Raw genomic sequence first — 15,427 nt, 5'->3', positions numbered from 1 at the left:
TTTGCATGATTTAACTCACTAGTCGTGTAATTCGTTTCTTCTGCCATGAAAGCTTATAATATGCATACTGTAATATTAAGCTGACAATAAATGCTGCTGGGTACCCAATCCATATCCCTTCTATGCCAAGACTTGTATGGTAAGAAAGGTAATATGCTACAGGTACTTCAACAAGCCAAATTGATACAACTCCGATAACAGTTGGCCATAATACTGTACCACTCGCTCGCATTGTCGCACTAATAATTTGCGCATGCCCGAAAATTAAATAACTCCATAACGTAATCATAACTAGGCTATGAGCAATTTCAATTGTAGTTTGACTCGTTAAAAATAGTGATAGAATGTCTCTTGAGAACAAGTAAATAAGAGATATTAGCACACCACCGATGACGTAGTTCATAATAATTCCGGCCTTCACAACTTTCTGCAATCTATCAAATTGATTCGCACCAATTGATTGTGCTGCAAAAATGGAAACTGTAATACCAAGGCTAACTGCTGGCATTTGTACATAACTTGCAACCTGGTTCACAACGCCATAAGCTGCTGTTGCATCCGAACCATAACGATTCACAAACGCGATTACCGCAATTTCAGATAATGAAACTAATATCATATTAATACTCGCTGGAATTCCGAGTCGTAACAATAGCTTCAATAACTCCCTATCCATGCGAAGATATTTCCTTACCGTACTATCTAATTGTAGTGGGTGATTTTTCTTCTTTAAATACACCAACATGACAATAAACGTAATAACTGTAGATATAACAGAAGCATAGGCCGCTCCATACACATCTAATTTCGGAGCTCCTAACCATCCAAAAATAAGAATTGGTAATAAGATCATATTTAGCGCTGTACTTACAATTAAAAAGTAAAATGGCGTTTTAGAATCTCCTGTACCTCTCATAAATGTTGTGTATGCAAAATATAAAAATAATACTGGCATCGATATAAATAAAATACGTGCATAATGAACACTTATATCAATAATATTTTCTGGCGTTCCCATTAGGCGCATAATATCCATCGCAAAAATACTACCTATTATCGCCAACACAACTCCAATAATAAATGTAAATGTCAGTGTCGTACCAACGATAGCTTTTAAACGATCTTCGTTTTTAGCACCAAACGCCTGACCAATTAAAATAGAACTCCCTGAACCAATACCAATTACAAATGAAACGAGTAAGAAAAATAGTGGAAAGAATGCTGATATAGCCGCTAAATCATTAACGCCAAGCCATCTTCCTACTACTACCATACCGAATAATTGTCCAATCGATTGTAATACATTACTTAATAGTAACGGTACTAAAAACATGGACATCGATTTCCAAATCGGTTTACTCTCACTTTCTAACTTATGTGACTCCGCACCTTCTTTATTATTATCTGTAGGTGGTTTCAAATTTCATTTCTCCTTTTATTAAAAATCTGTTTTTCAACTTCTATTTCTTTGTATAGTTGTTATAATAATGTGCCTCTATTTATTTTCTTTTCCATATTATCATAACTTTACCCAATATTGGCTTCCATCTGCTGTTCTATCTAAAAACCCATATTCGATTAAATACCTTCTTAAAGTTACAAAATCCGGGTATACTCTTTCTATGATAGTATTTACTTCTTTTTCAGTGTACTTTTTATTACTATCAAACTTCGTCACTAAATGGCGTAATATAATTAATTTACGCTTTTGCTTTTTCGGAAATGTAGAAAGCGGTCCATCTAATCCTTCTGTAAAATGCGCTTTTAATACTTCATCATTTTCTTCTTCCGTAATATTGTAGCGATCATCTACCATCGTTGCGGTTCTATGAATGGGTACAAATTTCGTTTGTACTTTTGATTTTTCTTCTGACAGTTCCATTAATGCTAAAAATACTTTCGCTTGCTTCATTTTCTCTCGAAGTGTAAATCGATGATTACGAATGGTTGATGTACTTCCGCCATCCATCTCTTTTACAATCTCTTTATCATTCAGCCCCATATGGAAAAACTGAACCATTTTCTTTTGCAAATCCGTTAAACCCGTATACTTTTTATCAAGGTTTAATAAATAATCAAACATAGACGTATGTTCATTTTGCACATGCAATTGCACAAACTTCTCTGCTTCATACAAAACTTGATTATCTTGATAAATAACCCCCTTAATAAACGCTTCTCCACAAGCTAAACAAATATACTCCTCTGCTTCCGCTTCAAATACATACCCTTTCTTCAATTCTTCTACCGAAGCATCCCAAAACTTCTCTGAAATATCACTCATACTAAACACTCCTTTAAAATGTTTATCTAAAAACAGACATTTCCCAATAACGTTTACTATCTCTTCATCATCTTAACATACAGTAAATAAACATTTCAACATTCCGTTTACCCATTTTACAAACTTTTATAAAAAACGTCTACTAAATAATTTTATAAAAAGACTTAAAGTAACAAAAAAGCGAATGTATTTAATACACAAATGAAGATAGGATGTGAAACAAAACATGACTATTCTGCAAGATCCTTTGTTTACTGTTAATCAAATTTACGGTTCACATCATACTCTTGGTCTCCCGCCTACTATACTGAAAGAACTAAAATACGCTATTCAATATTTGAGTGATAACAACCTCATTCAACACGGCACTGGTACTTACTCATTCCAAAACTTCAGTATTCAATTTTAACTACAAAAAAGGTATTTCCGTATACGGAAATACCTTCTACCCATTATATATTCTATTTATAACCTCGACTAAAGCTTTACTTACCTGTACGAATATATGCTTTCGGTTTCCATCCTCAACAAATTTATTAGCACAACTACCCATAATCATCATACAACTAATTATGACTAATGCTAACTTTCTATTTTTGCAAGTCACTTTATACCTCTCCACTATTACAAAATTCCATTTAAATTTATCCCATCAGGAAATTTTACATGAATAATAAAACGTGTGAATATGCAATTATGCATACATACACGTTTTATTACGATGTTGTGATTTAATTTAGTTAGCGTACACGTAAACCGAGGTGACTAACTTGAAATTCAAAGCGAAAAAAAATCCATTTCACGTCATTTTTATTACATTATTTATCATTATTTTTTTCGTTTCGCTATTCTTCCAAAATGAAAATTCTATTTTTTTCACTCTCATGATGCTGTTAAATATCGTGAATCTTTCTTCATTCTATTTCTCTCACTACAACGTAACGAAATCCTCTCTTGTTGTAAAACATGGTTTTGTATTTCATACTGAAATTCCATTTGAAGATATTCGTCACGTTACATACTCTGGCCAAACACTTCGCTCTGAAAAGTGGACTAGGCAGCAATTAGAAATCCATTACAATTTATTTGATTCTGTGACAACTTTCGTACCTCAAGAAGAAGAAAAGTTCATTTCACTCTTAAAAGAAAACTGTCCACAAATGAAAGTATTGAACATGCCTGCTAACAAATAATATATTTTGGCACTTGTAGTAATACAAATGGAGGTCATAAAAATAAATATCAAAAAAGCCAAGATTCTAAAGAATCTTGGCTTTTTTATTACTCTTTCGGAGCAATCATTTTTTTCGGATCGACAATTTCATTAAATTGTTCTTCTGTTAGTAGTCCAGATTGCAGTGCTGCTTCTTTTAGCGTTAACCCTTCTTTATGAGCATGCTTCGCAATTTTCGCTGCATTTTCATATCCGATATGCGGGTTTAATGCCGTAACGAGCATTAAGGAACGATTCACATTCTCTTTAATTACTTCTTCATCTGCTTCAATACCAACTGCACAATTATCATTAAATGAAACAATTGCATCCGCTAATAGATGAGCAGATTGTAAGAAGTTATATGCAATAACAGGTTTAAATACATTTAATTCAAAATTACCTTGGCTCGCTGCAAATCCGATTGTTGCGTCATTTCCCATTACTTGCGCTACAACCATCGTTAACGCTTCACTTTGCGTTGGATTTACTTTACCTGGCATAATAGAGCTTCCTGGCTCATTTGCCGGAATAATAATTTCTCCTAGACCACTACGCGGACCACTTGCCAGCCAGCGCACATCGTTAGCGATCTTCATTAAATCAGCTGCTAATGCTTTTAATGCACCATGCGTATATACAACTTCATCATGGCTCGTTAATGCGTGGAACTTATTTGGTGCAGAAATAAATTGCTTACCTGTAAATTGGCTAATTTCCTCTGACACCATCTCACCAAATTTAGGATGAGCATTAATACCTGTTCCAACTGCAGTACCACCAATTGCAAGCTCTTTCATATATGTATTGCTCTCAGCAATCATACGCTCTGTTTTTTCAAGCATACGGTGCCATCCGCTAATTTCTTGCCCTAATGTTAACGGTGTTGCATCTTGTAAGTGTGTACGACCAATTTTTATAATATGTTCAAATGCAGTTACTTTTTCTGCTAACGTTTCTTTTAATTTCGTAATTGCTGGTAATACGTGATTTTCCACTGCAATTACACATGCTACATGAAGCGCCGTTGGGAATGTATCATTTGAACTTTGAGACATGTTCACATCATCATTCGGATGAATATGTACGTCAGATTCCTTCTCTTTCAAAATTTGATTCCCTCGATTTGCAATTACTTCATTCACATTCATGTTTGACTGTGTACCGCTACCAGTTTGCCATACGACAAGTGGAAAATGTTCATTCCATTTCCCTGCAATCACTTCGTCAGCTGCTGCCACAATTGCTTCTGCTTTTTCTTCTGATAGCTTTCCTAATTTTTGATTACTAAGTGCTGCACTTTTCTTTAAAATGGCAAATGCTTTTACAATCTCAAGCGGCATTTGCTCTGTTCCAATTGGGAAGTTTTCTTTACTACGTTGCGTTTGTGCTGCCCATAATTTATCAGCTGGAACTTTTATTTCTCCTATTGTATCTCTTTCAATTCTGTACTCCATTTTTTCATCCCCTTGAAAATAAAATACCTACATTTCTCATTTTAACAGAATTTCACCCAAATGATAAGGATTCTCACTCGTATATATAAAAAAATACCTTCTGCCATCGCAGAAGGTATTTTTTTATGATGCTTGCTTTCCTTTTTCAACGTCATCTACATACCAAATGAATTTGCCTGTGTATCCGTAAATAACTGCTAAAATTAATGATACAAAGCTTAACCACATAAACGGAACGTATGAGAACGTTGCTACACCTAAAATACCAGCCATAAAAATACCATTATCCGACCACGGAACCATACCAGAAGTTAACGTTCCACCTACTTCTGAGTTACGCGCTAATACACGTCGGTCTATTTTTAATTTATCATAGCTATCTTCCATAATTTTCGGTGTTAAAATTAATGATACGTACATTGCACAACCAAATATATTAGCTAAGAATGCCACGATTAATGTAGACAATGTTACATTACCTGCAGAATTTAATTTCTTCTCAAATTTTGATACAATCACTTTTAAAACACCCAGTTTTTCAAGTAATCCACCAAATCCTAAACCGAAAATAATAACGGCTACTGAGCCAAGCATACCGTTAATTCCACCACGGTTTAATAACTTGTCAACAAACTCAACACCTGATTGAATTGAAAATCCGTTATACGCTGTTCCAATCGCCTCTCCAAAGTTCATTCCTTGGAAAAGAGTTGCCCAAATTGCACCAATTAAAGCTCCCATTGCAATTGTTGGCATAGAAGGTTTCTTCATCGCTAATAAAGCGATAACAATGACTGCCGGAACAAGCATCCATATTTTAATATCAAATTCCTTTAATAAAGCTTCTTTTAAAAACTCTACTCGATTCAAATCTACATTATCGCCGCCATACATCCAACCAGCTACAGTAAACATAATGCTAGTAATAATGTAAGCCGGAACATCTAATACGAGCATAGCTCGAACGTGAGCAATAACGTCTACTTTCGCCATAGAAGCTGCAAGAACTGTGCTATCAGAAAGTGGTGATAATTTGTCGCCGAAATAAGCTCCTGAAAGAACTGCACCAGCAACAAGCGGAAGTGGTAAGCCAAGTCCTTCACCAATCGCCATCATAGCAATACCTGCTGTTCCAACTGTTCCCCATGATGTTCCTGTCGCAATAGAAGTTATCGAACAAATAATTAATGTTGCTAATAGGAATATGCTAGGGTGAATAAACTCTAATCCATAATAGATTAATGTTGGTACAACGCCACCAGCAATCCAAGTTCCAATTAAAGCACCTACCGCAACTAAAATCAGTATTGCTTCTAATCCGTTAGAAATCCCTTTCGTAATTGCATCTTGCAATTCTTGATAACGAAATCCTAATCTTAATCCAAGCGCAATTACTAAAAACCATGAAATAAATAGCGCTAATTGAATTGGGAGATCAAAAATCGTTTGGAAGGAAAAGACAACAGCAAGAAATAGTAATAAAAGAACTATGATTTCTAGCATCGATGGTAATCTTACACTTTTCATTTTTTTCTCTCCTTACAAGTCGATAACATGACGTATGTCGTCTTACATGTATGTAATATACAATTAGCGAAGACAAAACAAAATTTTCATATTATTTCGATTTATTTTTCCAGTATAATATACGGACACCTTTTCTATTGTAAAAGTAGATGCTACTTTTCGCAATGGAAAATATAAAAAATGTTACATTTTTTATATTTAACAATCAAAGAGTAACTTTTTTAATATTTGCCACCATAAAACTTTTTACCATTATCCTCACCGTTTTAAGGAGTATCATTATTCCCCACAAAAAAAGCACACATCATTCAAATGATGCATGCTCCACTTTTATTTATACATATTTTGTATTTCTTCTTTATTTTTAAGTATTTCCACAAACTTCTCGCTACAACCTTTCGGAAATAACACTCCAAGCCCATATGAATGCTCAAACTGAAAATGAGGATACTTCGCTTTAACCTCATCCCAAAATTTATACACGCCGAAGTTTCGATCTTTCACCTCAATATCATGAAATAATACGATACCGTTATTCGCAAGTTTCGGTAACCATGTTTTATAGTCATGAGAAACTGCTTCATACGTATGATAGCCATCAATATGCAACAAATTTATCGTTCCATCTTGAAACTGATCCACGGCCTCATCAAAAGTAGACCGAATTAAATTCCCTATTTGAGGATAACTCGTGCTCACGAATTTACTCACTATTTGAAAAACACCTTCCCCATATGGACCTGTGTGCTCATCTCCTGCCCAAGTATCTACAGCAAAGCATTTTGTAGATAACCCTTCATCTTTTACCCCTTGGCAAAAACTGAAAAAAGAAGCTCCTAAATGTGTACCTAACTCAACTAATATTTCTGGCTTTTCAAATCTTACTAAATCATAAGCGAAGTTTAAATGTCCCACCCAAGCAGAATTCATACGAATATATGGACTGTATTGATCAAATTCAAATGTTGGTTTATGAGTAACCCAGCTCATCACATTTCTCCTTCTACACATATTTTTAACAAACCAAATTACTCTTATCTTTATTTTTTTATCATTGTAATTATGATTTTATTTCATAAAAAGATGAAGAATGAACTCTTTCTCATTGAGGTAAAGCATCGTATACATATGGATCTGTAGGCGTATTAATTTTCTCTACTTTGCTTACTTTTACAAGTGGAAATAGTGTTCCTTTATATTTCGTTTCATCTAACAAACCTGTTATTTTCACCCATGTTTCCTCCGGGAGCTTTTTTACGTTTTCTCCTGTAACAATCATCCCCCAGACTGATGCATCCGCAATACAACAAGTTATGCCGTATCTCGCCACTACCACTTTATCACCCGTCACATCCTGATCATTATATATAAACCCTGAGAATGTAATTTCTTTCCCTTTAAACCCATTTACATCTTGGCCAATCGCATTCATTGTCTGTACATAATCCTTATCTTCTACTTGTATTTTACGCTGCTCTAACATCCTTTTTGCTAATTGCTCTTCCACTTGATCAGTCACTTTTAAATTTGATGTTTCATCTTGTTCTTTCCAATCAGAATTTACCTGTATTCCCTCTTTTTCGTTCTTTTCTATACTTCTCGCCTGTACACTTTGATTCATACCCCTTTTTCCTGCTAAACTTCCGTCAATTGTTACACCTCCAAATAGAAAAGCACTAATAATTGGAACAACAAATAAAACATATACAAAGTATCTTTTCAGCCCTAATTTTAATTCCCTATGATGCACACAACAATTACAATCACCTTGTTCCTCTCTCTCATCTCCCCAAACTTGTAATGAACCAAGAAGTAAAATTACTACAAAAGCGATATACGTAAATTTAATCATTTTTGGAGCGATAAAATGATAAATATTCCCTGTTACAAGTAGTTTAAATAAGAGCATTGCTAAACCAATTAAAATAATGCCACGAATATAGCGATGATAGGCCTTCTGTTCCTTTTTATCCACTATTTCTCACCTCCTATAACGTTGTAATTTGCACGATTGTGTACACTGATAAAATAATAATTCCAATCAAAAAGAATACAAATTTCTTTTGAAAATACGCAAATAGCATTAACGTATTTTTCATATCAAGCATGGGTCCAAATACAAGAAATGCGAGAAGTGCTTTTACAGAGAAAACATGTCCAAAAGATGCCGCTATAAATGCATCGGCTGCTGAGCAAATTGATAAAACATAACCCAATCCCATCATAATAATTGGAGAAATCACTTCATTATGCGCCACTGTATCAAGTACATTTCGATCAAAAAATGTTTGAAATACGCTCGCAAAAAAAGCACCAATCAGCAAATATTTACCCGTATCAAAAAACTCATCTACAGTGTGATTCACAACATTCCTCCAGCCCCTTTTTTCCTTTTCCTGAACCGGATCCTCTATGTCTTTTAAAATATTTTTTCCACGATAAAAATAATACACAATTAGCCCTACTAATAGCGCCGCACAAATTGTTATTCCAAAGCGTGCATATACAACTACAGCATTTTTTTGAAATGCATATACGGTAGATAAAAGAACAATTGGATTCATAATAGGTGCACTCAGTAAAATTACAATTCCTACATGAAGTGGAAGTCCTTTTTGAATAAGTCTTCTCACAATTGGTATAATGACACATTCACACATCGGAAAAATGATTCCGACAAATACTGCCGGAATCATTGCAACAATCTGTGATTTCGGCAGTACTTTTTGAATCATATCTTCTGTCACAAACACTTGAATGAGAGAAGATACAATTACCCCTAATAAAATAAAAGGGATTGCTTCAAATATAATACTTAAAAACACCGTATTTACATTCAGCCATTCTTTTGGCATACTTTTATGCAAATTTGCTAAACTTGTGAAATCTACGAAAAATAATAAAAAAAGAAAAATAGCAATAAGGGCTATTCCTATTAATTCTTTTGAAGCTCTATTAAAAACCAACTTTATCCCCCCACTTTATTCATATTAGACCGTATACTTGTCCAAATGCCCTACACTACTACAGCACAAATTTTATAGTCTATTCCTATTCTTAAATCGTAATCATTATGATTTATTATTGATTTTTTCTTTTTTATCACTTAATATAAAACGTAATAATTACGATTTAAAGGAGAGATTATTTCATGAAAAAGATACCTATCACTGTACTAAGTGGCTTTCTAGGAGCTGGAAAAACAACTCTACTGCATCATATTTTGACTAATAAGAGCAACTTAAAAGTGGCTGTTATCGTTAACGATATGAGCGAAATAAACATTGATGCATCCCTTATAAAAAAAGGTGGGTTTTCACGTACGGAAGAGAAATTAGTAGAAATTCAAAATGGTTGTATTTGCTGTACACTACGAGAAGATTTAATGATAGAAGTGAATCGGCTTGTTGAAAACGGTGATATTGACTATATAATTATTGAATCTTCAGGTATAAGTGAGCCTATTCCAGTCGCCCAAACATTTACTTATACTGACGAAGTACTTCATATCGATTTAACGAAAAATTGTCGCCTCGATACGATGGTTACAGTTGTAGATGCAAATAGATTTTGGGATGATTTTGCAAATGGGGAAAGTTTATTAGACCGTAAACAGGCTATCGATGAAAATGATACGCGGGAAGTTATTGATTTACTAATAGACCAAATTGAGTTTGCAAATGTCATTATTCTTAATAAAATTGAGTTACTAGAAAAAGAAGATGTGATAGAACTTCATCATTTACTAAAAAAATTAAACCCTGGTGCAAAAATTATCGAATCTTCATTTAGCCACGTACCATTGCAAGAAATTTTAAATACAAATTTATTCGATTATGAGGAAGCCAGTCAATCAGCGGGCTGGATGCAAGAATTAAATAGTGAGCATCATACACCCGAAACAGAAGAATATGGTATCAATTCCTTTGTGTACCGTCGTAAATCCCCTTTCCATCCTGAACGTCTTATGAATTGGCTAGAAAAATGGCCTGTAGATGTTGTAAGAGCGAAAGGCTTTTTCTGGCTCGCATCTCGTAATAATATGATAGGGCTTCTATCTCAAGCAGGTTCCTCTATTACAATTCAAGGAGCCGGTGAATGGATAGCAGCGTTACCTGAAAATGAAAGAAATCAAATGATTACAGAAGAACCCGAAGTATTGAAAAACTGGGACGAGCGATATGGAGATCGAATAACTGAGCTCGTATTTATCGGCATTGATATGAATCGTTCTTTAATTGAACAATCATTAAATGATTGTCTATTAACAGAAAAAGAAATGGAACAAAACTGGAATACATTTGTTGATCCTATTCCGGCGTTTACTTATACTCCATAAACATCAATAAAGTGAGACTTTAATCAGCCCCCACCAATCGGACTTTAATGGGCAGCCCGACCCCCACCTAACTTCTTTGCTTTCGCTGAATTTTGAGGTGGGGGTCTTACTGCCCATTAAAGCGGGATAAAAAGGCTTCATTAAAAATGAAGCCTTTTTTACTTTATCATACTCCTATTCGCCAAACTTTCTTTCATGTGAATAACATTTTAGGATTCAGTTTTAATTTTCAGTTTATTATTATCCTTTTCTGTGATATATTGCATATTGTATTCAATATATATTTTTAGAAAGGAAGATATAAAATCATATGGATCCAAATCGTTTAAAAGGAATCATTATGGTTGTAATTGGTGCTTGTTTATGGGGATTGTCCGGAACAGCTGCACAACAACTTTTTCAATATGAAAATGTTTCTACTGAATGGTTAGTTACAATTCGATTGCTTATATCTGGCGTTATCTTGCTCCTTATTTCCTCATTCGGAACGAGAAAAAAAGAAATATTCGGCATATGGAAACAAAAATCTGATGCTACTAAAATGATATTGTTTGGCCTATTCGGTATGCTTGCTGTACAGTACACGTACTTCGCTTCTATTAAAGAAGGGAACGCTGCCGTCGCAACATTATTGCAATATTTAGCTCCTATATTTATTACTGTATACTTACTTTTCAAATGGAACGTTCGGCCATCAAAAATTGATTTCATTTCTATTAACCTTTCATTAGTAGGCACTTTTCTCTTACTAACAAATGGGTCTGTTCATAACTTAGCTGTTTCTACACCGGCTATTATTTGGGGTATTTTATCTGGGTTATCTCTTGCTTTTTATAGTTTATATTCCAAGGAATTACTAGAAAGCTGGTCTTCCTCTGTTATCGTTGGATGGGGCATGATTATTGGGGGTATTGGCGTTACGATTCTACACTTTATTTCTACAAACGAATTCATTTTATTATCGACTATGAAATATGTAAAACTAAGTACCCTACCGCTCATCACATTTGTCGTTATTTTCGGAACACTGATTGCATTTTATTTATACTTAGACAGCATACGATACCTGACTCCGAAAGAAACGACATTATTCGGTTGTACTGAACCACTCGCAGCTATTATTTCTTCTGTACTTATATTACACGTACCCTTTCAATCTTTTCAGTTATTAGGGGCTTTTTGTGTCATTGTAATGGTGCTCATCTTAAGCCAAAAACCGGATGAAGGGAAACAGGAATTAAAGTTTGTTCATGAGAAAAAAGAAAATATACAATGAAAGGATTGAATTCACTATGCCTATCCCTCAAAATTATAAAAAACAAGGAAGAGTTTCGGCAAAATCACTCGTTTTAAATCAACTACAAGATTGGATTATTGAAGGTGTACTGCAGCCTGATGAAAAAATTAATGATGGGGAGTTGGCTGAAGCACTAGGAGTAAGCAGAACACCTGTAAGAGAAGCACTTCAAATATTGGAGCTTTCTGGATTAGTGGAAATGGTACCTGGGCAAAAAACAAAAATTGCTCCTATTAAGTTAGACGACATTCCTATCATTTATGAAACGATGGCTGGTCTTCACTCTATTATAGGAAAGCAAGCACTTCAAAACATTACAGACGCTGATCTGAAACTACTTTCTGAAATAAATGCTGATTTTCAGCGCTCTATAGAGAAGAAAAACGCAAAACAAGCTTTAAAACTAGATATACAATTTCACAATACAATTTCTTCTATTGCTAAAAACCAATATATTGAACCCTTTCTAGAAAATATGCAACTTCACGTTTTACGCCTTGAATATTTGTTTTTCCAAAACTTTGTTCCAGCAAGTCAATCTATTGAAGAACATCACTCTATCATTCAAGCATTGCAAAAGCAGGACGAAAAACAAATGGAACAAATGATGTCTCAAAACTGGCTCCGTCCAATGAAAGAAATATCAAAAATAATTTCTACGAAATAATAATAGAGCTGGTTACACAAAATCGTAACCAGCTCACCTTTTACTAATCTATATAGTTATGCCTGAATATCTGCATATTCTTCCATATCTTCGTACTCTTTTTCCAATTCCTCTAAAGACAGCTCGTATAATTGTCGGTCGCGAATTTTAAACACACCTGCTCCAATTAACTCATCAATTAAATGCCTCTTACGATTTTCAACAGCAAAACGGAGTTGACTACTCATCTTTTAAAAAACTCCTTTCCACAATCATTGAAAACGATAATCTTTATCAATTACCATTTTTGATTATAAAAGATGACTCTTTATAAGTAAAGTAATTTCATGAAATATTTACCTTACAAAGTATTTGTGGCCACATTATATATATGTATGCCGTGCGAAAAATGTTATGACACATTTTCTTATCCTTTTTCTTTCATACTTTGCAAGTTGTCTCACTATGATTAAATTCACCATCTATTTCTACTTGAATAGTGACATGTTCTACATGAAACTTCTCCTTTAATACATCCGTAGCCTCTTTTAATACATTTTGCGTTTCATCACCTTTAATAATCAAATGGCAAGTTAATACTTGAAAATCAGATGTGACAGACCATATGTGCAAATCATGAACTTCTTTTACAACCGTAATATTTAATAATGTACTTTTTACCTCTTCAACATTTATGTGCTGGGGTGCACCTTCCATTAATATATGGACCGTATCACGTGTTACACGCCATCCGCTAATAATGACTAAAATAGACACAAGAATACTAGCAATCGCATCAGCAACAGTCCATCCGAAAAATTTAATAAATAGCGCTGCAATAATCGCTCCGACTGATCCTAATAGATCGCCTAATACGTGTAAGAAAGCACTTCTTAAATTCAAATTCCCCTTCACATCTCCGCCTCTCATTAATATCCAAGCTGATAAAATATTAATAAGCAGACCAAGTACAGCAATAATGAGCATCCCATTACTAGCAATCTCAACTGGCTCTTTAAAACGGCGAATTGCTTCAATAAAAATGTATACTGAAATGACAATAAGAACGACACCGTTACATAATGCCGCTAACATTTCGACTCGCTTATACCCATATGTTTTCGCAGTTGTTGCTGTTTTTTCTCCGAGCTTGAACGCAAGTAAACTTAACGCTAACGATACTGCATCACTTAACATATGCCCCGCGTCAGATAATAGTGCTAAGCTATTTGTTACAAATCCCCCAATAACTTCAGCAATCATAAAACTTGTTGTTAATACGAAAGCGATTAGTAACGCTTTTTTATTGTTAGAATGACCATGATCATGTGAATGTCCCATACGAATGCTCCTTTAAGTGCAATATCTGTATGTTAGTATGAAACAAACTCCCCCTCTTTATCCCCCATTAACTGCCCATAAACGTCCGCTTCCTTCTACCTACACACTTCGTTATTTTTCAAACAAGTCCTTTTTCTCAACAAAAAATAAGACTACTTCTTTTTCAGCTTCATATTGTTTACTAATGAAAGAATTTTTAAGGAGGTTATGAAAATGAAACGTTTATTTCTCTGTATGGAACGTGAACTTGTTGTAGTGAAAGAACAATATGGTCACTTTGAAACAGCGTATCACTTACAAAACATGCAACCTACTTGTATCGCAGTTGATCCATTCCAAAATAATCGTATATATTGCGGAACATTTGGACGAGGTTTATGGTTAAGCGACGATGGCGGTGATTCGTGGAAACCGATTGGAGATTCATATCGTTACTTTGATTTCCCTAGAGAAGATGGTATTTTACACTCTTCGATAACTTCCATTACGATAAGTCCTAATGAACAAGTTAACGGCTATGGCGTCGTTTATGTCGGCACAGAACCGAGCGCTTTATTCCGTTCTGAAAATGGTGGTGAAACGTGGACTGAACTTAAAAATATGAAATCATTATTATCTTCTTATACGTGGGCTTTTCCGCCTAGACCTTTTACCCATCATGTACGCTGGATTACAGTTGATCCAAACAATCCGAATACAATCCATGTTTCAATTGAAGCTGGTGCTGTTATTCAAAGTAATGATAGAGGGCATACTTGGATTGATAAAAAATTCGGTGCTCCTATCGATGCACATCAATTGCTTATGCACCCTGAAGCTCCAAATCGCCTTTATGCATCATGTGGTGACGGATTTATGGGCGGACCTGATCGTGCATACCTTGAAAGTTATAACAGTGGAAACAGCTGGATATCATGCAGTGAAGGACTTGAACATCATTATTTATACAGCATGGCTATTGATCCAGCTGATTGCAATACAATTCTCGTTTCTGCCGCACCAAGTGCTGACCTCGCCCATCACCATATTCCTTATGAATCTTATATTTATCGTAAAACGAAAGATACTCCTTTCGAGCAATTGCAGCAAGGTCTACCATCTGCAATTGGTACAGTCATTTCAATGTTTGCTACAAATCCAGCAGAACCACATACGTTTTACACTTTAAATAACAACGGCGCCTTTCAATCCAAAGATAGCGGCGAATCGTGGGAACAATTAAACATTCCGTGGAAAGATGAGTATAAAACGCAGCATCCACATGCATTACTCGTTACTAGTTCTTAACGAAAAAAAGACTGCCTAATTGTTTTAGGCAGTCTC

14 protein-coding genes and 1 pseudogene are annotated in these 15,427 nt (G+C 34.7%); 6 read left to right on the top strand and 9 right to left on the bottom strand.

Features of this window, described 5'->3' with window-relative positions; all coding sequences use genetic code 11:
• Positions 1 to 10: 10 nt before the first annotated feature.
• The gene (locus ABH961_RS03970) at positions 11 to 1,420 is read right to left on the bottom strand and encodes an MATE family efflux transporter (RefSeq protein ID WP_000804152.1); all 1,410 of its coding nucleotides are present in this window, start codon (positions 1,418 to 1,420) and stop codon (positions 11 to 13) included.
• 99 nt (positions 1,421 to 1,519) lie between these two features.
• Positions 1,520 to 2,284, bottom strand: a complete 765-nt coding sequence (locus ABH961_RS03965; RefSeq protein ID WP_064470811.1) for a DUF2087 domain-containing protein — start codon at positions 2,282 to 2,284, stop codon at positions 1,520 to 1,522.
• A gap of 256 nt (positions 2,285 to 2,540) precedes the next feature.
• On the opposite strand from ABH961_RS03965, the pseudogene ABH961_RS03960 reads away from it, so the two are divergent.
• Both ABH961_RS03960 and ABH961_RS03955 read left to right on the top strand, forming a co-directional pair.
• Positions 2,541 to 2,693 (top strand): annotated as a pseudogene (locus ABH961_RS03960) (MBL fold metallo-hydrolase); the annotation flags it as partial.
• 361 nt (positions 2,694 to 3,054) lie between these two features.
• Positions 3,055 to 3,477: a PH domain-containing protein gene (locus ABH961_RS03955; RefSeq protein WP_098080215.1), complete on the top strand. Its 423-nt coding sequence runs from the start codon at positions 3,055 to 3,057 to the stop codon at positions 3,475 to 3,477.
• A gap of 88 nt (positions 3,478 to 3,565) precedes the next feature.
• Here ABH961_RS03955 and fumC read toward each other — a convergent pair whose 3' ends face one another.
• From fumC to ABH961_RS03930, 5 genes are all read right to left on the bottom strand, one after another.
• A complete protein-coding gene (fumC, locus tag ABH961_RS03950) occupies positions 3,566 to 4,954 on the bottom strand; it encodes a class II fumarate hydratase (protein ID WP_046959025.1) in 1,389 nt (462 codons plus the stop codon).
• A gap of 123 nt (positions 4,955 to 5,077) precedes the next feature.
• The gene (nhaC, locus tag ABH961_RS03945; RefSeq protein WP_000843982.1) at positions 5,078 to 6,481 is read right to left on the bottom strand and encodes a Na+/H+ antiporter NhaC; all 1,404 of its coding nucleotides are present in this window, start codon (positions 6,479 to 6,481) and stop codon (positions 5,078 to 5,080) included.
• 330 nt (positions 6,482 to 6,811) lie between these two features.
• A complete protein-coding gene (locus tag ABH961_RS03940) occupies positions 6,812 to 7,471 on the bottom strand; it encodes a class I SAM-dependent methyltransferase (protein ID WP_048543345.1) in 660 nt (219 codons plus the stop codon).
• Positions 7,472 to 7,583: 112 nt separating this feature from the next.
• Positions 7,584 to 8,456 (bottom strand): TIGR03943 family putative permease subunit, encoded by an 873-nt coding sequence (locus ABH961_RS03935; protein ID WP_048543346.1) that lies wholly within the window; start codon positions 8,454 to 8,456, stop codon positions 7,584 to 7,586.
• A gap of 13 nt (positions 8,457 to 8,469) precedes the next feature.
• Positions 8,470 to 9,447, bottom strand: a complete 978-nt coding sequence (locus ABH961_RS03930; RefSeq protein WP_098222393.1) for a permease — start codon at positions 9,445 to 9,447, stop codon at positions 8,470 to 8,472.
• 185 nt (positions 9,448 to 9,632) lie between these two features.
• On the opposite strand from ABH961_RS03930, the gene ABH961_RS03925 reads away from it, so the two are divergent.
• The 3 genes from ABH961_RS03925 (at position 9,633) to ABH961_RS03915 (ending at position 12,784) form a co-directional block, all read left to right on the top strand.
• The gene (locus ABH961_RS03925) at positions 9,633 to 10,820 is read left to right on the top strand and encodes a GTP-binding protein (RefSeq protein ID WP_098080212.1); all 1,188 of its coding nucleotides are present in this window, start codon (positions 9,633 to 9,635) and stop codon (positions 10,818 to 10,820) included.
• A gap of 310 nt (positions 10,821 to 11,130) precedes the next feature.
• Positions 11,131 to 12,096, top strand: coding sequence for a DMT family transporter (locus ABH961_RS03920; RefSeq protein WP_404518920.1), 966 nt, complete (start codon positions 11,131 to 11,133; stop codon positions 12,094 to 12,096).
• A gap of 16 nt (positions 12,097 to 12,112) precedes the next feature.
• A complete protein-coding gene (locus ABH961_RS03915) occupies positions 12,113 to 12,784 on the top strand; it encodes a GntR family transcriptional regulator (protein WP_046959020.1) in 672 nt (223 codons plus the stop codon).
• Positions 12,785 to 12,840: 56 nt separating this feature from the next.
• Here ABH961_RS03915 and fbpA read toward each other — a convergent pair whose 3' ends face one another.
• Together fbpA and ABH961_RS03905 are read right to left on the bottom strand one after the other, a co-directional pair.
• Positions 12,841 to 13,011: a Fur-regulated basic protein FbpA gene (gene fbpA, locus ABH961_RS03910; protein ID WP_000098304.1), complete on the bottom strand. Its 171-nt coding sequence runs from the start codon at positions 13,009 to 13,011 to the stop codon at positions 12,841 to 12,843.
• A 193-nt stretch (positions 13,012 to 13,204) separates the two neighbouring features.
• Positions 13,205 to 14,104: a cation diffusion facilitator family transporter gene (locus ABH961_RS03905; RefSeq protein WP_097917572.1), complete on the bottom strand. Its 900-nt coding sequence runs from the start codon at positions 14,102 to 14,104 to the stop codon at positions 13,205 to 13,207.
• A 213-nt stretch (positions 14,105 to 14,317) separates the two neighbouring features.
• Between ABH961_RS03905 and ABH961_RS03900 the strand changes: the two genes are divergently transcribed.
• Complete coding sequence (locus ABH961_RS03900; RefSeq protein ID WP_098642854.1) at positions 14,318 to 15,391, top strand: WD40/YVTN/BNR-like repeat-containing protein; 1,074 nt, start codon at positions 14,318 to 14,320, stop codon at positions 15,389 to 15,391.
• Positions 15,392 to 15,427: the final 36 nt, after the last annotated feature.

Origin of the sequence: Bacillus sp. RC251 (assembly GCF_044908765.1) — a bacterium.
Classification (GTDB): Bacteria; Bacillota; Bacilli; order Bacillales; family Bacillaceae_G; genus Bacillus_A; species Bacillus_A wiedmannii.
The sequence above is the reverse complement of the archived record's forward strand: the minus strand, read 5'-3'. Positions and strand labels throughout refer to the sequence as shown.